18 protein-coding genes are annotated in these 19565 nt (G+C 67.4%); 10 read left to right on the forward strand and 8 right to left on the reverse strand.

Translation table 11 applies throughout. From position 1 onward, the window contains the following. Positions 1–245: 245 nt before the first annotated feature. Positions 246–953, reverse strand: a complete 708-nt coding sequence (locus tag FDA38_RS31765) for a GntR family transcriptional regulator (RefSeq protein WP_202877916.1) — start codon at positions 951–953, stop codon at positions 246–248. A gap of 117 nt (positions 954–1070) precedes the next feature. Between FDA38_RS31765 and FDA38_RS31770 the strand changes: the two genes are divergently transcribed. The 7 genes from FDA38_RS31770 to FDA38_RS31800 are packed head-to-tail and all read left to right on the forward strand — an operon-like array spanning position 1071 to position 8181. Further along, a complete protein-coding gene (locus FDA38_RS31770; RefSeq protein WP_137257772.1) occupies positions 1071–2411 on the forward strand; it encodes an ABC transporter substrate-binding protein in 1341 nt (446 codons plus the stop codon). Beyond that, entirely contained in the window at positions 2408–3331 is a 924-nt protein-coding gene (locus tag FDA38_RS31775; protein WP_137257773.1) for a carbohydrate ABC transporter permease, read from the forward strand. The genes FDA38_RS31770 and FDA38_RS31775 overlap by 4 nt, the downstream gene beginning before the upstream one ends. Beyond that, a complete protein-coding gene (locus FDA38_RS31780; protein ID WP_137257774.1) occupies positions 3328–4140 on the forward strand; it encodes a carbohydrate ABC transporter permease in 813 nt (270 codons plus the stop codon). Before FDA38_RS31775 ends, FDA38_RS31780 begins: the two co-directional genes overlap by 4 nt. 1 nt (position 4141) lies before the next feature. Beyond that, positions 4142–4900 (forward strand): sugar phosphate isomerase family, encoded by a 759-nt coding sequence (locus tag FDA38_RS31785; protein WP_170989938.1) that lies wholly within the window; start codon positions 4142–4144, stop codon positions 4898–4900. A gap of 2 nt (positions 4901–4902) precedes the next feature. After that, entirely contained in the window at positions 4903–6204 is a 1302-nt protein-coding gene (locus FDA38_RS31790) for a family 4 glycosyl hydrolase (RefSeq protein WP_137257776.1), read from the forward strand. Continuing rightward, positions 6201–7148, forward strand: coding sequence for a hypothetical protein (locus FDA38_RS31795; protein WP_137257777.1), 948 nt, complete (start codon positions 6201–6203; stop codon positions 7146–7148). Before FDA38_RS31790 ends, FDA38_RS31795 begins: the two co-directional genes overlap by 4 nt. Positions 7149–7206: 58 nt before the next feature. Continuing rightward, on the forward strand, positions 7207–8181 hold the full coding sequence (locus tag FDA38_RS31800) for an aldo/keto reductase (protein ID WP_137257778.1): 975 nt from the start codon (positions 7207–7209) through the stop codon (positions 8179–8181). 43 nt (positions 8182–8224) lie between these two features. Here the strand turns inward: FDA38_RS31800 and FDA38_RS31805 are convergent, their stop codons facing one another. After that, a complete protein-coding gene (locus FDA38_RS31805) occupies positions 8225–9112 on the reverse strand; it encodes a LysR family transcriptional regulator (protein ID WP_137257779.1) in 888 nt (295 codons plus the stop codon). A 100-nt stretch (positions 9113–9212) separates the two neighbouring features. On the opposite strand from FDA38_RS31805, the gene FDA38_RS31810 reads away from it, so the two are divergent. After that, the gene (locus FDA38_RS31810; RefSeq protein ID WP_137257780.1) at positions 9213–9629 is read left to right on the forward strand and encodes a hypothetical protein; all 417 of its coding nucleotides are present in this window, start codon (positions 9213–9215) and stop codon (positions 9627–9629) included. A gap of 3 nt (positions 9630–9632) precedes the next feature. On the opposite strand, the gene FDA38_RS31815 is transcribed toward FDA38_RS31810, so the two are convergent. Then, positions 9633–12557 (reverse strand): AfsR/SARP family transcriptional regulator, encoded by a 2925-nt coding sequence (locus FDA38_RS31815; protein WP_137257781.1) that lies wholly within the window; start codon positions 12555–12557, stop codon positions 9633–9635. Positions 12558–12576: 19 nt separating this feature from the next. Here FDA38_RS31815 and FDA38_RS31820 point away from each other — a divergent pair, with 19 nt between their 5' ends. Together FDA38_RS31820 and FDA38_RS31825 are read left to right on the forward strand one after the other, a co-directional pair. Then, positions 12577–13149 (forward strand): GNAT family N-acetyltransferase, encoded by a 573-nt coding sequence (locus tag FDA38_RS31820; protein ID WP_137257782.1) that lies wholly within the window; start codon positions 12577–12579, stop codon positions 13147–13149. A 71-nt stretch (positions 13150–13220) separates the two neighbouring features. Next, positions 13221–14000, forward strand: coding sequence for a L,D-transpeptidase family protein (locus FDA38_RS31825; protein ID WP_233715037.1), 780 nt, complete (start codon positions 13221–13223; stop codon positions 13998–14000). Between the two features lie 235 nt (positions 14001–14235). Here the strand turns inward: FDA38_RS31825 and FDA38_RS31830 are convergent, their stop codons facing one another. The 5 genes from FDA38_RS31830 to FDA38_RS31850 all read right to left on the reverse strand — a co-directional run bounded on the left by FDA38_RS31830 (position 14236) and on the right by FDA38_RS31850 (position 19564). Continuing rightward, positions 14236–15864 (reverse strand): glycoside hydrolase family 13 protein, encoded by a 1629-nt coding sequence (locus FDA38_RS31830; RefSeq protein WP_137257783.1) that lies wholly within the window; start codon positions 15862–15864, stop codon positions 14236–14238. A gap of 97 nt (positions 15865–15961) precedes the next feature. Next, complete coding sequence (locus FDA38_RS31835) at positions 15962–16684, reverse strand: response regulator (protein WP_233715038.1); 723 nt, start codon at positions 16682–16684, stop codon at positions 15962–15964. A gap of 15 nt (positions 16685–16699) precedes the next feature. Continuing rightward, positions 16700–17065: a response regulator gene (locus FDA38_RS31840; RefSeq protein WP_137257784.1), complete on the reverse strand. Its 366-nt coding sequence runs from the start codon at positions 17063–17065 to the stop codon at positions 16700–16702. 84 nt (positions 17066–17149) lie between these two features. Beyond that, complete coding sequence (locus FDA38_RS31845; protein ID WP_137257785.1) at positions 17150–18631, reverse strand: sensor histidine kinase; 1482 nt, start codon at positions 18629–18631, stop codon at positions 17150–17152. Positions 18632–18727: 96 nt separating this feature from the next. Next, entirely contained in the window at positions 18728–19564 is an 837-nt protein-coding gene (locus tag FDA38_RS31850) for a sigma-70 family RNA polymerase sigma factor family protein (RefSeq protein ID WP_137257786.1), read from the reverse strand. Position 19565: the final 1 nt, after the last annotated feature.

Genomic DNA, 19565 nt, shown 5'->3' on the forward strand with positions numbered 1-19565 from the left:
GGTCCTGACGCAGATCGACCCACTGCGGTCGCACCATCCGAGGCGGTCGCGCCTCGAGAGGTTCCGCTCGCCTATCCCGGTGCGCCGCGGGGCGGGGCGGTCGAACGCGCGGCAGCGCCACGTCCGGCGATAGCCGGAAGGGATGCTCCGGGCGATAAGCCCGGGGGTGGGTGGGTGCGGCGCGGAGCACGGCGACGAAGGAGTCGCGCGTAGCACCGCGATGGGCCGACTCTCTCCTACCAAAGTCAGCGGGTGAGGTCTGCTGTGAATTGGTAGGCGTCGCCTCTGTAGTGGTTGGTGCCGGAGAGGAGGGGGGTGGTGTCTTGGGTGTAGGCGACTTCGGTGGCTACCAGGATGGCTGCGGCGGGGGTGAGGTTGAGGAGGGTGGCCAGGGTTTCGGTGGCGTTTTGGGCTTGGACTGTGTAGCGGGAGTAGGCGAATTCGATGCCGTGGGTGGAGAAGAGTTCGTAGAGGGAGGCGTCGGTCAGGTCGGTGCCGGGTAGCCAAGGGGCTACGGCCAAGGGAATGACCAGGTCTTCGACGGTTACGGGGCGGCCGTCCATGCCGCGGAGGCGGCGGATGGCGGTGACGGGGGCGGTGGGGGCGAGGTGGAGGCGGTGGGCCTCGTCGAGGGTGGCGGGGCGTTCTCGGTGGTCGAGGATTTCCGAGGTGGGGCGGAAGCCGAGTTCGTGGGCCATCTCGGTGAATGACTGGAGCCGGCTCGGGGGCTCGCGCAGTACAAGGTCGCGGACGTACCAGCCGCGTTGAGGTGATGGGGCGATGAGGCCGTCGTCGGAGGCGGCCTGGAAGCCGGCGCGGACGGTCATCCGGCTGAGCCCGGTCTCCAGAGCGAACTGACGTTCGCTCGGCAGGCGGCTGCCGCTGGGGTACTTCCCGCGGACGATCCCCTCGCGGATCCGTTTCTTGACGCGCTCAACGGCGGGCTCAGTCACGGCGGTCACTATACCAGTTTCACGACCCAAGCCAGGCACAATCCCAAACTGGTTCACACTGGCATAACTGGTTTCAGCGTCGTAAGGTGGCCGGAAGTCACAGACGAAGGAGTCACGATGGTCAGCAGGCGGAACGTGTTGAAGTCGGGGGCCGCGCTCGGACTGTTCACGCTGGCCGGATGCGCGCCGAAGGGTACGAAAGCGAGCAGCGCACCGACCACACCCGCCAAGTCGATCGACGTCGCCAAAGCCGGCGCGGTGACGCTGACGATGCTCGACTTCTGGGGCGGCGATTCGGCCAGTTGGGTCGCCAGCGCGGTGAAGGGCTTCCAGGCGAAGTACCCGAACGTCACGATCAAGCGCACGTCGGTCGACTGGGGTCAACTGACGCAGACGGCCAACCTGCGGTTGAAGGAGAAGAACCCGCCGGACATCATCACGGTCAACAACGGCTGGCAGTCGCTGGGCACGCTGTCGAAGGCGGGCCTGGTGCTCAACCTGGACGGGTACTCGAAGTCGTTCGGCTGGGACAAGTTCCCGAGCACGATCCTGCGCCAGACGCAGTTCACAACCGACGGCGCGGAGATGGGCAGCGGGTCGCTGTTCGCCACCCCCGTCGCCAGCTCGTCGCTGATCGGCCTCTACTACAACAAGACAGTCCTCGACAAAGCAGGCGTCAAGCCGCCGACCGATCTCGCATCCTTCGAAGACGCCTGTACGAAGGCCAAAGCCGCGGGCATCATCCCGATCGGCTACGGGTCGCAGGACAAGGGTTCGTCGACGGCGATTCTCCTTGCCCTGCAGGACCTTTTCGGCGATCAGAAGAAGATCAACGACTTCGTCTATTCGACCGGGTCGGTGAAGGCCGACGAGATCGGGATGTCCGAGGCGGCCGAGCATCTCAAGTCGTACCAGGACAAGAACTGGCTCACGCCCAACCATGCCGGCATCCAGTACGCCGACGCGATCGACGCGTTCCTCAAAGGCAAATCCGCCTTCCGCTTCGAGTACACGGGAACCCTTGCCTTCAAGGGAAATCAGAAGCAGGAGTACGGCTACGTCCAACTCCCCCAGGCCACCGGCGGAAAGGTCGTCGGTACGGGCGCCTCCACCGCCGTCGCGCTCGGATCCAAATGCGCGCACCCCGACGTCGCAGCTGCGTTCCTCGATTTCCTCGCCGGCCCGCAAACCGCGCAGTACGTCGTCGAAGCCGGTCTCCTGCCGTTGCTGAATGACGTCAAGGCGCCCGCGGACAACCCCGAGTTCGGCACCGAGATCACGGGCCAACGGTCGCTCGACAAGGACAACGGATACGTTCCGTACTTCGACTGGTCGACGCCCTCGATGCTCGACACGCTCGGCGGTCAGGTCCAACTGCTGCTGGCCGGCCGGAGTACCCCGGCGGATCTGGTCAAGGCGGTGCAGGCCGACTACGACAAATTCCAGGCCGCCCGATGAGCGTTCTAGCGATCGGTCGCACCAAAACCAGAACCCGAACCGTCTCGCGGCAAGCCCGCAAACGGCGCTGGATGGGCCTGCTCTTCCTCTCCCCCGCGCTCCTGCTGTACGTCGTGATCGTGCTCGTGCCGCTGCTCCAAACGGTCAACTACTCGTTCTACAAATGGGACGGCGTCAGCGAACCGACGTGGGTCGGATTGCGCAACTACCTCGAATTCGGGCGCGACCCGAGGATGTACGCCGCCTTCGGGCACGTCCTCGTCCTGATCCTCATGTTCGGCCTGATCCCGCTCGGTCTCGGCCTGATCAGCGCCGCGCTCCTCAGCCGAGCGAAGATCCGCGGCGAAGGCATCTACCGCTGGTTCCTGTTCCTGCCGCAGGTGCTGACGAGCGTCGTCGTCGCAATCATCTGGAAGCGCATCTACGCGCCGGACGGCCCGCTGAACAGCATCTTGCGCGGCGTCGGTCTCGGACACCTCACCCGCAACTGGCTCGGCGACTTCACCTGGGCGCTGCCGTCGCTCGGCATGATCGGAGTCTGGGGCGGGTTCGGCTTCACCATGGTGCTGTTCCTGGCCGGCATTCTCGCGATTCCGGACGAGTTGTACGAGGCCGCGCGACTGGACGGATCGACACGGTGGCAGGAGTTCTGGCTGATCACGCTGCCCAGCCTGCGCGGGCAAATGGCAATCGCCCTCACCTTGACCATCACCGGCGCGCTCAGGACCTTCGACATGGTCTACATCACCACCCAGGGCGGACCCGGGACAGCGACGACAACCCCGGCGCTTCTCCTTTACCAGTTGGCATTCGTCAATCCCGATGTCGGTAGGGCCTCCGCGACCGGCGTCGTACTGGCTGTGTTGTGTCTCGCGATCGCGGTCGGCATTACGAGGATCATGGAGAACAAAGACCGATGATCTCCAGATTCGAACGCGTCTCGAACTACGTCATCGTGATCGCGCTGACGGTCGGTGTACTGTTCCCGGTCGCGTGGTTCGTCCTCACCTCACTCAGCCCGAACACCTCGGGCGCACTCGATTTCTCCAACATCGCGTGGAGCAACTTCAGTGCGGCCTGGCACGACGGCAATCTGGCGCACTCGATGTACGCGTCCCTGGTCATTACGGTGTCCGCCGTCGTCGGGCAAACCGTGCTGGCGATCCTTTCCGGGTACGCGTTCGGCGTCCTCGGCGTCGTTGGCGAACGCTTCCTCTTCCCGGTCATCCTGCTGGGAATGATGGTCTCGACCGAAGTGATCGTCATCCCGCTGTACTACGAATTCCAGAGCATCGGCCTGACCAACTCCTGGCTGGGGCTCGTCATCATTCAACTCGGAATGGGCGTGCCGTTCGGGACGTACTGGATGCGAGCGACGTTCAGATCACTCCCCCGTTCGGTGATGGATTCCGCTGCCGTCGACGGTGCTGGAGTCTGGAGCACCTTGTGGCGCATTCTCGTCCCGATGGCGCGCCCCGCCGTACTCACGCTGGTCCTGCTGTCGTTCATGTGGACCTGGAACGACTTCTTCCTTTCCCTTATTTTCCTGGGCGATCCGGACAAGCAGACCGCGACCGTTGCCCTGGGCGCCTTCCAGGGACGGCATGTACTGCAGGTCAATCTGATGGCGGCCGGATCGCTGATCGTGTCGCTGCCGGTCGTGGCGCTCTACCTGTTCTTCCAGCGTGAATTCATCAGCGGCGTCATGGCCGGCGCGGTCAAGGAGTGACGTGACAACGCCTATCACTGTGGTACCCGACGCTGCCCGGCTCGGCGAGGCCGTAGCGCAACGGATTCTCGAGCAACTGACGACAGGCAGCGCCATCGTCGGCTTCCCCGCCGGCCGCAGCGCCACTCCCGTCGCAGCTGCCCTCAAAGAATCCGGAGCCAGCCTGGACGGCCTTCAGATCGTGATGATGGACGAGTACGTCACCAGGCAGGGCAGCCGCTGGGAGCTGCTGGACCCGCACGCGCCGCACAGCTGCATCGGCTGGGCCGAACGGAACCTGCTTGGCCCCCTCGGCCTTGGTCCGACCAGTCTCCTCACCCCGGACCCCAACGAGCCCGAAGCATTCAAGCAGGAGATCCTCGACCGCGGCGGCATCGACCTGTTTCTCCTGGCCAGTGGCCAAGGTGACGGTCACGTCGCCCTCAACGGCCCCGGTACGCCGCGCCACGCGCCCACCCGGGTCGTCGAGCTACCCGAGTCGACCCGCCGCGACAACGTGTCCACTTTTCCCAATCTGCAGTCCCCCGCCGAGGTTCCGTCGTACGGCGTCACGATCGGTACTGCGGAACTCGTCGAGCTCTCGCACTCCGCGGTGATGCTGCTGTGGGGCGAGAACAAGGCGTACGCCTTCGACCGCATCACTCAGGCCGACCAGTACGACCCGTTGTGGCCGGCAACCATCGTGCACGACTGCCGCAACGCCTTCATCTACGCGGACGAAGAAGCCGCACAAAAGTCAGAACGAGAAGGAGTCTCCTAGACATGGCTCGAATCAAGATGGCCTATATCGGCGGCGGATCGTCCCGAGCGGCCGGCACCATGGCGTCGTTCTTGTGGCACGGGCCGGAGTTCGCGGGCTCGGAAGTCGTGCTGATCGACAAGGACCCGGAGCGGCTGGAGATCGTCCGCCGGATCGCGGAGAAGCTCGCGGCCCAGGGCGGCGACGGCATCACGGTCACCGCGACGACGGACCAGCGTGCTGGTCTGACCGACGTCGACGCCGTACTGACGAGCTTCCGGCCCGGCAACTTCGACGCGCGGGCGCTGGACGAGCGCATCCCGATCAAGCACGGTGTGATCGGGCAGGAGACGCAGGGCCCTGGCGGGTTCTTCATGGCCCTGCGCTCGATCAACGACATGCGCGGCATCACCGACGACCTGCAGGCGGTCGCGCCGAACGCGGTGATCTTCAACTACACCAACCCGGTCAACATCGTGTCGCAGGCGGTCTCGAGCTACACCTCGGTCCCGATCTACTCGATGTGCGAGGGGCCGCTCGTGTTCCCGCCCGTCGTACTGCGGGCCGCCGGCCTCGACCCCGAGCGGGCCAAGGTCACGATGGCCGGCGTGAACCACAACTGCTGGAGCTACGAGCATCTGTACGACGGCAAGGACGTCATGCCGCTGCTCGAGGCCGCGTGGGAAGAGCGCAAGGACGACCCGACGCTCGACGACAACTCCAAGCGCGCGTTGCATCTGGCTGTGGTCATGCAGTCGATCCCGTCCGACTACTTCAACTACTACTACTTCCGGAACGAGGTGTTCCGAGCGCAGCAGGCCGCGCCGCGGACCCGGTCGGAAGTGATCATGAACGAGGTTCCTGGGTACTGGGAGCACTACCGCGAGCAGGCCGAGGCCAGCCACCCCGAGCTCGATCCGGCCCGGTCGCGCGGCGGGATCCACGAGCTGGAGTTGGCGATCGACGTGATGAGTGCCTACTACAACGACACGGGTGCGCGCCTGCCCGTCAACCTGCCGAACGCGGACGGCGCGCTGCCCGGTTTCGATGCGGAGACTGTCGTCGAGGTGTACTGCAACGTGAACCGCAAGGGTTGCCACATCGAGCCGCAACAAGCTTTGCCGCTTGCCGTTCGGGGCATCACGCGGCAGCTCGCCGACTACCAGATGCTCGCGGCGAAGGCTGCCTGGGAGGGCAACCGCGCCGACGCGATCCGGGCGCTGATCGCGAATCCGCTCGTGCCCGACCTGGCGATCGCTGAGCCGTTGTACGACGAGATGGCCGCCGCGCACTCGGCGTACCTGCCGGAGAGACTCCTGCGGTGAGAGACGTTTTCCTCGCCGTCGACGCCGGGAACACCAAGACCTGGGCTGGTCTGACCACCGCTGATGGCGACCTGCTCGGCCTTGCTCGTGGCGGTGTCGGCGACATCTACGCGCCGGCGGGGCCGGAGGCGGCCAGGTCGGTCGTCCTCGGCCTCGTCGACGAGGTGCTCGAGACTGCAGACCTCAGGCCGTCCGACGTCAAGCACGCAGCGTTCCGGTTGGCGGGCGTGGACTGGCCGGCCGATGAGCAGTTCTGGGCTGCGGCCCTGCAGCCGCTCTTCAAGCAGCTCAGCATCAAGAACGACGGTTTCGCGCTCATCCGGTGCGGTCGGCTCGACGGGCAGGGCATTTCGGTCGTGCTGGGTACGGGCGCAGCGCTCGCGGGACGAGGGCCGGCGAAGGAATGGGCGCTGTCGTGGTGGCTGCAGCATCCGCTCGGCGCCGCGGGTCTGGTGAGCGAGGCGTTGCGGGCGGTGTATCTGGCTGAGCTCGGGATGGGTGAGTCGACGAAGCTCGCCGCCGTACTCCCGCCGTTGGTCGGTGCGTCCACGCCGGAGGAGATGCTCGAGCTCACGACGGCGCGCGGCAACGCGTTCAACTTCGCGGCTCAGGCGGCGCATGCTCCCGCCGTACTTGCGCTCATCGACGACGACCCGGTGGTGGCCGGGCTGGTCGATACGCAGGCGGAGCGGCTCACGGAGTACATCGGCAGTCTCGCGCGGACCTGTGGACTGGTCAGACCAGTGACCGTAGTAGTCGGAGGTGGCCTGGTACCGGAACCGGAGGCGCCGATGTTCGCCGCGCTTCGCCGTCGGTGTGAGGGTGTTGAGCTTCGGCACGCCCAGGCGCCGGCGCTCGTCGGGGCGTTGCTCGATGCGATCGCCGAAGGTGGCGCGACGCCGACCGAAATGGTCCGCGCCAGGCTGACTCAGAAGCTCAGCTGATGGGACTGTCCTGATTCTTTTGTTGGAAGAGTTGGCCGCGGCGAGCAAGGGTGGGGGTATGGACTTCACTCATCTTGGGCGTACTGGGTTGTCGGTTAGTCGGATCGTGCTGGGGACGATGAACTTCGGTCCTCACACCGAGGTGGGGGACGCGCACGCGATCATGGACGCGGCGCATGACAAGGGCATCAACTTCTTCGATACCGCGAACGGGTACGGGCGGGCCATCTACCCGGGGCGGACCGAGGAGATCATCGGCGAGTGGTTCGCCAAGGACCCGGCGAACCGGCACAAGACCGTGCTGGCGACCAAGGTGTACGGCGACATGGGCGACGGCTGGCCGAACGAGGGCAAGCTGTCCGCGCTCAACATCCGCCGCGCACTCGACGCGTCGCTGAAGCGGCTGCAGACGGACTACATCGACCTGTACCAGTTCCACCACGTCGACCGCGCGACGCCGTGGGACGAGATCTGGCAGGCGATCGAGGTCGCGATCCAGCAGGGCAAGATCCTCTACGCCGGCTCCAGCAACTTCGCCGGCTGGCACATCGCGCAGGCGCAGGAGGCGGCCGCGCGCCGCAACTACATCGGCCTGGTCAGCGAGCAGTCGATCTACAACCTGCTCGTCCGCGACGTCGAGCGCGAGGTCCTGCCGGCCGCGCAGTACTACGGCCTCGGCGTGATCCCGTGGTCGCCGCTGCAGGGCGGTCTGCTCGGTGGCGTCGTACGCAAGGAGAACGAGGGCGTCCGCCGGCTCGAGGGCCGGGCCAAGGAGACGCTCGAGCGTCTGCGTCCGCAGATCGAGCAGTACGAAGCGTTCGCGGACGAGCTCGGCCACGAGCCCGGTGAGGTCGCCCTCGCCTGGCTCCTCCACCAGCCCGCCGTCACCGGCCCGATCGTCGGCCCGCGCACGATGGAGCAGCTCGAGTCCGCCGTACGCGCAGTAGACATCAAGCTCGACGAGAAGGCCCTGAACCGCCTCGACGAAATCTTCCCCGGCTACAAGACCTCCCCCGAGGACTACGCCTGGTAAGACCCGTCAAAACAGCCGGCCGCCCCATCAGCGGCCGGCTGTTTTATGCGTGGACCGCGGTGGTGGGGAGCATGCCGATGAGGGCGTCGGCGGCGAGGGAGGCGGCGGGGCCGGTGGGGACGGCTACTGAGACTTGCCAGGCGGAGGCGGCGCCGGGGGCCAGGGAGACGGTGACGTGGTCGCCGTGTTTGGCGGCGATGCGTTCGGGGACGAGGGCCACGCCCAGGTCGTAGGCGACGAGGGCGAGGAGCGTGTGTACGTCGTTGACCTCGATCGTGACGGGATGAGCGACCCCGGCCCGGGTGAACGCGCTGTCCGAGATGGCACGGGCGCCCCAGGTCGGGTCGAAGTCGACGAAGGACTCGCCGATCAGGTCGTCCAGCGTGACCCCGGACGCCTTCGCGAGGCGGTGGTCGGGCGCGCAGACGAGCACCATCGACTCGCGGGACAGCGGCCGGAGGTCCAGCCCGTCGACCGGGTCGCCGGCGGTGGCGACGAACGCGACGTCGAGCCGGCCGGAGGCGAGCTCGTCGAGCATCGGCGTCGAGCCGCCCTGCCGGACCTCGATCTCGACGGCCGGGTACGCCGAACGGAACTTCGCGAGCAACGCCGGTACGTCGACCACCCCGAGGCACTGCTCCAGGCCGACGGTCAGGTGACCGCGGAGTAACCCCTGGACCGCGGCAACAGCATCCTTCGCGGCTTCGGCGGCGGCGAGGGTACGGCGGCCCTCGCACAGCAGCGCCCGCCCCGCCTCGGTGAGCTCCACACTGCGGGTGTTCCGGACGAACAGCGACGCCCGCAACTCACGCTCGAGCGCGCGGATCGACGCGGACAGCCCCGACTGCGAGATCGACATCGCCTCGGCGGCCCGGGTGAAGTGTTTCTGCTCAGCCACCGCGACGAAGTGTTCCAAGTGCCTCAGCTCCATGACTAAGAACTGTAGTCGATCGAAAGAAATCGATTCACCTGTCCCACATCTCAGGCGTCCGCGCGTGGAGCGCCGCCCGGGGGTCGGTAGGGTGTGCGCTATGGCGGATGAGGAGTTTCGGGTTGAGGTTGTGCTCAGTGACGAAGGGCACGGGTTGACGTTCTGGGACCGGTTGCGGGCGCTGGATCTGGATGACGACGCGCGGAAGCGGCTCGGGAGTCAGGTGACGGTGACCCGAGACGGGAACCGGATGTTGATGTACACGCACACGCTCGCGGACGCCCAGGAGGCTGAGCGGACCGCCAAGGATCTGGTCGCCGACGACCACCTCGACGCGACATACACGATCACCCGCTGGAACCCGGCCGAGCAGGACTGGACCGATCCGAGCGTGCCGGTCGGTCCGCACGACGCGGCCAGCGACGCGGCGAAGAACGCGGGCATGGAGGTCCCGGACCAGCGGTACGTCGTGGTCCAGGCGTACAAGCCGGAGTTCCTCCGCGACCTCGGTCTGTAAACCTCAGCGCGGGACGTAGCCGGTCTGCCGGCAGAACGCGTCGGCGGCGGCCTGGTGGGCCGCCGCCTCGTCAGGACGGTCGAGGGCCTCGCAGCAGCGGGCCAGCAGGCGACGGGCCGACTGCCGCCCGATGCCGTACTCGACCGAGTCGGCCAGCGCTTGGCTCGCCTGGGCGTGGGCGAGTTCGACCTCGCCGTCGAGGAAGTTGCACAGGGCAAGGTCGCAGTGCAGCTCGGCGATGACGGTCGCATAGCCGGATTTCGCGGCCAGCGCGTCGCCTTCCTCGTAGTACGTCCGGGCGGTCGCGACATCGCCGGCGTGCAGGTAGGAGTCGGCGAGCGCCTGCAGCGAAATGCAGGTGTCGTAGCTGTTGTCGATCTCGCGGCTGTCACGCAGTACGTCGGTCGCGATCCGGCGCGCGTCCTCGAAATGACCGAGCCGGTTCTCGACCGCGGCCTTGGCCAGCCCCCACTGGATCCCGTCGAGCCGGTTCTCCACCAGCGGCTCGGCGTTGCATAGGTCCGTTGCCGCGAGCTCCAAATTGCCGAGTTCCTTATAGGCGCCAGCTCGGTTGACCAGGGCAACAAGTCGATCGTTGCCGTGCGCACCAGAGTGCTGCAGCGACTCGGTGGCACAGGCAACGGCCTCGCGGAACTCACCGAGATGGATGTGGTTCATCGCCTGCGCGTTCAGACCGCGCGGCATCCGCGCGAACTCACCGCAGGCCCGGAACACCGCCAGCCCTTCACCGAACGCCTTGGCGGACTCGCGCAACCGCCCCTGGGCGTTGTAACTGACCCCGATGTTGCACCGCAGCGCACCTTCGCCGAGCGTGAACCCGCAGGCGCGATAGAGCTCCGCAGCCTGCTCGAAGAGTGCGATCGCTTCGTCGTTCGCCCCCGACTGCCGCTCGAGTACGCCGCGCGCGTGCAGCATCGCGCCGCGCCCGGCCTCGTCACCGGACGTCTGTTCGCCGAGCTCACCGAGCCGGACCAGGGCGCGCCACGTGCCGTACCGGCTGTGCTCGTAGAGATAGAGCCGGACGATATCGGCGAGTTGCCAGGCGACATCGGGCGTCCCGAGCTCGAGCGCGCGCTGCGCCACGGCCTCGACGTTGGGCAGCTCGGCCGTCAGCCACGCCTCCGGATCCGCGACGGTGACGTCGTACGACGGCATCGGGACGCGGACGGCGCCTGGTTCCAGGATCAGCATTGCGGCGTTCGCCGTGCCGACGTACCAACGACACAAGGACTTCCAGGCGTCGAGGGCCGGGGCGGCGAGCTGGGCAGCGTACTCCTTGACGAGGTCGTGCATGAGGTAGCGGTCGTGGCCGACGGATTCCAGCAGGCTGGCGGATTCGAGGCGGTTGAGGACCTGGTCGTACGTCGGGCCGATGAGCGCCGCGGCCGCGTCGGGGGCGAACTCCTGACCTGGGAAGAGCGAGAGCAGACGGAAGCCGCGTTGTACGGCGGGGTCGAGCAGGTCGTACGACGTTCGGAACGCCGAGCTGACCGCGGTGTCGTCGTCGATGGCGAGCGTGGCGAGCGCGCCCGTACGATGCATGCGGGAGACGAAGGCCGCGACCGAGCCGCGGGAGGCGACGGCGCCCGCGATGCGAAGAGCCAGCGGAAGGCCGGCGCACAGGTCGACGAGCTCCTCGACGTCATTGGTTGCCTGAAGCATCGAGTGGATGAGAGTGGTGCTGGCTTCCGGGGTCAGGGTCGGGACGCGGATCGGGATGCCGCCGTCGAGCGCGGCGAGAGCGTCCAGCGGGTTCCGGCTGGTGACGAGTACGGCGCTGGTCGGCGTACCAGGGAGGAGCGGACGGATCTGGGCCGCGTCCTGCGCGTCGTCGAGGACGAGCAGAATGCTGCGCGTCGCCAGGCGCGACCGGAAGAGCGCAGCGCGCGCATCGCCGTCGTCGGGGATCGCGTGCGAGTCGACGCCAGATGCGCGCAGGAGCTCGACCAGTACGTCATCCGCGCGCCGCGGCTGGTCCGATGCGCCGCGGAGGCGGACGAACCATTGCCCGTCGGGGAAACGGTCGGTCAGCTCACGCGCGACGCGTACGGCGACGGCCGTCTTGCCGACACCCGGTGTGCCGGAGAGCGCGACGATCCGGACGCCTTCGGTCGCGGTCAGCAGATTCACGACGTCGGTCACCAGGTCGTCGCGGCCGACGAGGTTGCGGATGTCGAGCGGGAGCTGGTCCTGGTGTTGCCATTCGTCGTCGAGCGCGGACGTCAGGATCGATTGACGGAGCTCGCGCAGTTCGTCGGTCGGGTCGAGCCCGAACTCGTCCACGAGCCGCCCCGCGAATCCGTCGTACGTCGACAACGCGTCGGCCTGGCGTCCGCAGCGGTAGAGCGCGGTCATCAGCAAGGCGATCAGGCTGTCGCGCAGCGGTTCTTGTGCGCTGAGGGTTTGCAGCTCCGGGAGTACGTCGGCGTGGTCGCCGCGGGCGAGGCGCGCGTCGTAGTACTGCTCGATCGTGGTCAGCCGCTCCTCGCGCAGGCCGATCGCGGCTGTTGGCTCCACCTCGATCGGGTCGCCGCGCCATTGGTCGAGGGCGTGGCGGAGGTGCTCAACCTGGCGGGCCGGATCCTCGGCGGCCTGAGTCAACGCGGCGCGGAACGCGTTGAGGTCGGATGGTTCGGCGGCGAGCAGGTAGCCGCGGCCGCGGGTCTGCAGTACGTCGGCGCCGACGATGTCGCGCAACCGTCGTACGTAGGTGTGGACGGTCCGGGTCGGGTGCGCCGGCTGAGGTACGCCGTCGGGCCACAGTCCGTCGATCAGCTCATCCATCGGCACCGGGCGGTGCGGGCGCAGCAGCAGAATCGCAAGCAGCGAACACAACCGCGGCGCCGGCGTGGGGACCGCACGTCCGTCGACGACGATCTCCAGCGGACCGAGCATGCGGAACTCCATGCCCTTTAGTCTGGCAGCTATGGATGTCTTGCTGGGGCCCGTGAGGGAAGACGATGTCGCGTTGCTCCAACGGTTTGTGGTGGAGCCCGGGCTGATCGGGCTGGACTGGAACGGGTTTCGCGATGCGCAGGCGCCGGTCCGGCGGTTTGCCGAGGACGGGTTCCTCGGCGCTGAGGACGGGCGGCTGATGGTCCGGACCGGTGCGGAGACGCCGGGGCTCGTCAGTTGGCGGTCGGGGTCGTTCGACGGCAGGACGAAGTACTGGGAGATCGGGATCGCGCTGCTGCCGGAGTACCGCGGGCGTGGGATCGGGTGGCGGGCGCAGGCGCTGCTGACGGCGTACCTGTTCGAGCACACGCAGGTGCAGCGGATCCAGGCCGCGACCCATCCGGAGAACCTGGCCGAGCAGAAGTCGTTGGAGAAGGCGGGTTTCCGGCTCGAAGGCGTGATCCGCGGGTGCGAGTTCCGGGCCGGGCGGCTGCGGGACGGGTATCTGTACAGCCGGTTGCGGGACGATCCGGGGCCGGAGCTCGGCAACGGTTCGGTGACGGGAATGGCTACTGACACCGTCGGGGAACCTTCGGCGCATTAGTCTCGGCGGGTCGTTGCACGCTTACTCGGCGTGGTTCTGCGACATTGAAAAGGCTGAGAGAGGGGTCGCCCGTGTCGCGTCGTCGAGGTCTTGTCGCCGGTGCCGTCGTGTTGTCGTTCGTGCTCGCTGGATGTTCCGACGTGGCCGCGAGCGAGACGAGCCCCTCGGACACCCCTTCATCTACAGTCTCTTCCCCGAGTACGACGCCGAGCGCCACCCCGACCGTGAAGCCGACGGTCAAGCCGACTGTGCCGCCGAAGCCCAAGGTGAAGCAGAAGCCGGCGTACTACGCGCTGCGGGTCGAACGGCAGCTGGACAAGCTCGGATACCCGGTCGGCGACATCGACGGTGACATAACCGCGCGTGCCAAGCAGGCGCTGTGCGCGTGGCGCGAGACGAACGGCCTGCCGGTCAGCCGCGCCGGCCTCACGTTGAACGACGCGTACTCGGTGCTCAACGCAACCAAGCGCCCGACGCCTACCCGCTCCCCCGGCATCTACGTCAACAAGACCTGCCAGATCCTGTACCAAATCGTCGGGAACACCTACAAGCGGATCGTCTGGATCTCCACCGGCGCCCCCGGCTACGACACCCCCAACCGCACCGGCAAGGTCTGGCGCAAGTGGGCCGGCGCACACGAGAGCAGCCTGTACGAGGACGCGTACATGTACGACTCCCTGTACTTCTTGAAGGACCGCCCCGGCATCGCCCTCCACGGCTCCCGAGTCAACTCCCTCATCAAGCCCTACCCCGCGAGCCACCGCTGCGTCCGAGTCATGCGCCCCGAAATCCACCAGATCTACGCCGACACCCCGATCGGCACCAAGGTCCAGATCTACGGCGAGTTCTAGCAGCAATACTCCAGGAACTCATTTACCGACCGACCCGGCACTTCTGAGTTGTGCTTGCTTGGCTCGGACGATGTCCGGGTCCCTGGGGTCGAGCGGAAGCACAGCGTCGTCGTCGTACCGTCTGTCTTTTCTGCGAACGACTTTGGCTATCCGAATCTGTCGCATCGGAACTCCTTGGAGGGGCAGGCCTGGCGCCGAGGTGTTGGAGGGGTTCTCAAGACGCCAGGCCCGCCTGCTAGGTGGGGGTCGGCGACGACAGCAGGTACCACGCCGCGCTGTTGGGCGAGAGTTTGTCGCCCGCGTCCTGGTGACTCGCGAGCAGTAGTTCGCCGTCGACCGGCACAGCGACCACTCTCGACGAGCAGTTGACGACGCAGCAGAAGCCGTCGCCGCGGGTGAAGGCCAGTACGCCGGGTTCGGTCGCCAGCCAATCGAAGTCGTGCGAAGCCAGTGCCGGAAGCCGCCGGCGCACGCCGAGTGCCTCGCGGTACAGATGCAGCATCGATTCGCCCCAGCCCAGCTGATGGTCCACAGCATGCATGGCGAACCAGTCAGGCTGCGGCAACCACGGATCTGACCGGGAGAAGCCGAAAGCCTCCTGGCCGGCCGACCAGGGCAAGGGAATCCGGCAGCCGTCCCGGCCTCGCCGCTCCCCGTTGCTGCGGTGGAACATCGGATCGGTCAGCACATTGTCCGGCAGATCCGTGACCTCGGGCAGACCGAGCTCCTCGCCTTGATAGAGGTACGCCGCTCCCGGCAGCGCGAGCATCAGCAGCGCACTCGCCCGCGCACGTGCGGTCCCGAGATCGACGTCCCCGGCGTGTGCGCCTGGGGCCCCACCGCCGTAGCGGGTGACGGATCTCGGCATGTCGTGGTTGTTCAGCACCCAGGCGACCGAGGAGCCGGCGTCCTGGATCGTGCCCAGCCCGCGATCGACGACGTCGGAGAGAATCTGCGCGTCCCAGTGCGCGCGCAGGAACTCGAAGTAGAAGGTCTGATGCAGTTCGTCCGGCCGCTGGTACAGCGCGAGTTGCCGGGTATCCAGTACGCCGACCTCGCCGATCAGCACGCGTTCGCGGCCGGTGAAGGCCGAGTATCCATCGGCGATCTGCCGCCAACGGCGCCAGACGTCGTGCACCTCGGGCTGGTTCCACGCGTGCGGGTTGAGCGGGTCACCGGTGAGCTCGTCGTCGATCGCCTGCCCGTGATCCGGCAGTCCGGCCGCCTTGTGCAACCCGTGCGCCACGTCGATTCGGACGCCGTCGACGCCGCGCTCGAGCCAGAATCGCAGTACCTGCTCGAAGTACGCCGCCACGTCGGGGTGGCGCCAGTTGAAGTCGGCCTGCTCCGGCGCGAAGCTGTGCAGGTACCACTGGCCGTCGGGAACCTGTTGCCAGGCCGGGCCGCCGAAGACGGAGCGCCAATTGTTGGGCGGTTCCTCGCCCCGGCCGTCGGCGAAGTGGAACCACGCGCGCTCAGGGCTCCCCGGGCCCGCGGCCAGCGCCGCGGCGAACCAGGGATGCTCGGTCGAGCAGTGGTTCGGGACAAGATCGATGAGGACCTTGATGTCATGCCGGTGCGCGTCGTCAACCAGACGGTCGAAACCGTCGAGGGTGCCGTAGCGGGGATCGACCGAGAAGTAGTCGGAGACGTCGTACCCGTGGTCGTGCTGCGGTGAGGGGTAGAACGGGTTGAGCCAGATGCCGTCCACTCCCAGGGCCCGCAGGTACGGGAGCTTCGCGCGGACACCGGCCAGATCACCGACACCGTCGCCGTCGGAGTCGTGGAAGCTGCGGAGGTAGACCTGGTAGATGACGGCGGTCCGCCACCAATCGGCTCCGGGCCGGGGCCTTGTCGTGAACATCGCGATCGGTCCCTCTGGTCGTTCCCCAGGCCGCTGATCTCGTCACTACGATCCGCCGTCGGAGGGCGGGCGTCAGCAAGGCCAGCGTCCAGAGGGGCTACCCGCTAACCGGAATCCTGGGTCTGGCTGACCGGTAGTCAGTGGGCGTCGAGATACCGGACCACAGCCAGCACCCGGCGATGGTCGTCGCTGGTCTCGGGTGGCGCAGCTTGGCGAAGACATGCCGGACATGCTTCTCCACAGTCGCTTCGGTCACCCACAGCCGGCGTGCGATGCCCGAGTTGGAGCGACCCTCGGCCATCAGTGCGAGCACTTCGTGCTCCCGTGGACTGAGCTCGGCGAGCGGGTCGCCGTCCCGGCGGGCGTTGACCAGTTCCTGGACCAGGGCAGGGTCCATCACCGAGCCACCTCTGAGGATCCGCTCCATCGTCTCGATGAAGTCGCCCACATCCGTCACCCGGCTCTTGAGGAGATAGCCGATCCGCTGGCCGGACGCGAGCAGCTCCATGGCGTGCTCGACCTCGGCGTGGGCCGACAGGACGAGGATCCCGGCGGCCGGGAACTCGCGCCGAATCTCCCGGGCGGCGTCCAGCCCTTCGGTGCTGTGCGTGGGTGGCATCCGGATATCCACCACGACCAGGTCGGGCGAAAGGTCCCGCACCAGCGGGAGGATCCACACACTGTCGCCGGTCTGTCCGACGACCTCGAAACCCGCCTGCTCGAGGAGGCTGGCCAGCCCCTGGCGCAGGAGTACGTCGTCTTCGGCCAGGACGACGCGGCTGCGTGTCGCACCGCCATCGACGGCCGAGTCGATCGTCATCTCCCCACGGTAGACCTACCTGTCGTCGAGGATCCGGCGGAGAGCGTCACCCGACAACGCCGTCTTGGACAGCAGAGCCGCGGCCGGCACGCTCTCGACGAGATCGATCAGGTCCTCCGCCGCGTGGGTGGAGATCAGAACGACCTGCGCGGGGTCCACATTCGTCTCGATCTGGATCCGCCGGGCCAGGTCGAGGCCGCTCTCGCTGCCGAGGTTCACATCGACGAGTACGACGTCGGGTTCGGCGCCGTCCAGTCGCGCCAGCGCCTCGTCGATCGTCGAGGCGACTCCGACCACGGTGACCCCGTCACTTTCGAGGCGGGACCGCGCCGCGTCCAGGAAGTCAGTGCTGTCGTCGACGATGAAGCAGCGCAACCCCATGGCTCCAGAATCACGCGACGAGGGCCCCGGCGCATTCCAGCTAACGCGACTCTCTGTGCAATCGAACGTTGGCTCCGGCGGACGTCAGCTGCCGGTCAGCGGGAACTCGGCGGTCAAGGTGGTTCCGGCGCCGCGGGGACTGTCGAGGTTCAGCCGGCCGCCTAGCGCTTCCACCCGGTCGCGGAGGCCGAGCAGCCCGGTGCCCCGGCTGAAGTCCGCGCCGCCCTGTCCGTTGTCGCGGATCTCGACGCGGAGCGCGTCGCCGGTGATGTCGGTGGTGACCACGACCAGCGAAGCCTGCGAGTGTTTCGCGGCGTTGGTCAGAGCCTCGGACACGAAGTAGTAGGCGCTCGCCTCGAGCCGCTCCGACAGGCGCGGCTGCGCACGGAGCGTCAGGCGGATGGGGATCGTCGACCGGCGGCCCAGTGACTTCAGTGCCGGGCTGAGGCCGCCCTCGGCGAGGATCGCCGGGTGGATTCCGCGCGCCGTCTCGCGGAGCTCGTCCAGGGCGTCGGTCAGTCCGCCATGGACCTGGTCCAGCTCCGCGGTGAGCTCGGACAACTCAGGCGGCACTTTCGTCTGGGCTGTCTGCAGCCGGAGCGCGAGTGAGACGAGCCGCTGCTGTGCGCCGTCATGCAGATTGCGCTCGATCTGCCGACGCGTCCGGTCGGCGGTGACCACCACGCGGGCGCGGGATGCCATCAGTTCGGCCCGGGCCTCCGCGTTCTCGATCGCGGTGGCGACGAGCTCGGTGAAGCCCGCGATCTGTGCCTCGGTCGCGGCCGGGAACGGTATGTCGTTGGTCTTGGAGGCGGCAACGACACCCCAGAGGCGGCCGCCCACGGTGACCGGGCAGCCGATCGAGGAACGGATTCCGATGGTCTGCGCCTCCTGCGCGATCGCGCCCGATGCACCGGCGAAGCTGTCCAGGCGGATCGGTCCGGCGCGTCGGCGTACCTCGCGGGCGATGCTCAGGCCGTCGAGATCGAACCGCTCACCGACGGCCAGATGGGCGGGCACCCGGCTCCAGGCCGCGACACCGGTGACCGTCCCGTCCGGTTCGTACCGCTCCATCCGCGCGAGATCGGCGCCGCAGAGTCGCCCCACCTCTTCGGTCACGGCTGTGAACAGGACACTCGGCGCTACCGCTCGAGCCACCTGAGTGGCGACCCGCCGGAGCGCGGATTGTTCGTTCGACAGCCGTTGGGCCTCCAGCGCCGCCCGCCGTAGCCGAGCCGCAAGCTCGCCCACGACCACCGCCGTCACGAGAAACACACCCAAGCCGATCGCGTTCTGGGCGTCGGCAAGCAGGAGGGAGTGCAACGGGCTGACGAAGAAGTACGCGTACGCCCACACGCTGAGCACGGCAGTGACGACGGCGAGTGGCGTACCCCAGAAGATCGCGATGGGCAGTACGGCGAGCAGATAGAGCACCAGCAGGCTGAGTGTCGGGACGTGGGGCTCGCCGAGCTTGATGAGCCCGGTCACGGCAGCGACCAGCAGGCCGGCTGCGAGCAGTCCAGTCAGCCGGCGGACAACCGCTGAGCTCGTCCGGCGCCGCTCCATCCCATCACACTTTCCCCTGGACGAACGCTAACCGATAGGCCCGGACACGGACACCTAACCGACCGACGCCGCGGTTGCTCGGCTTGGGGCTGTTGGTTAGTGGCGGCGTTCTACGTGGGGTTTGAGGGTGCCGTCGTAGGGGTTGGGTGGGAGGCCTTGGAGTAGGTCGGGTAGGTGGAAGGTTTGGAAGAGGGAGAGGTCGAAGAAGGCGACTGCGTGGACGATTGCGGTCGCGGTGAGGGTCAGTACCTGGATCTGGAAGGCGCGGTGGAGGTTGTCGCGGGGGTCTCGCATGTAGACGGCGAAGGCGGGGAGGCCGTTGGCTTTCAGGGGGACGAGGTACTGGTCGCCGGGGCGTTCGGCTGGGCAGTGGGTGGAGATGAGGCGGCCGATGTCGCGGGCGCCGCGGAACCAGGAGGTGAACGGCGGCATCTCCCAGATCGCGTCGGCGGTGAAGAGCGTGACGATCGCGGGTACGTCGTACTGCTCGAAGGCGGCTCGATAACGGGCGAGGAGCGCTTCGTCAGGGACGACGGCGCTCGGTCTGACGGTGAGCGGTGTGGGTCGTACGTCGCCCAGGAGGTCCGTGACGCGCGCGGTGGGCCAGCCCTCGATGTCGTGGAGGATGGTCGCGGCTCGTTCCCGCGGTGGGATGCGTTGGAGGGCGGCGATCAGGCCGAGGTCGATCGGGCGGCCGTCCATCAGATGTTCGGGGATGGGTTCGAGCCAGAGGATCTCGGAGCTTTCCGAGAGTGCTCCCTCCGGATGCGCGCTGGGAGCGGCCAGGTCGGACGGGAGCGGACGGCTCCCCGCGCGCTGCAGACACGCGCGAGTGGCAGCCTCATAACCAGACGTGGAACCAGCGATCTCAACAGCGTCGGTGATGGAGCCGAGCATGCGGTAGCAGTGCGCGATCAACCCGGAGTCACCCATA

Origin of the sequence: Kribbella jiaozuonensis (genome assembly GCF_005233875.1) — a bacterium.
Lineage (GTDB): Bacteria > Actinomycetota > Actinomycetes > Propionibacteriales > Kribbellaceae > Kribbella > Kribbella jiaozuonensis.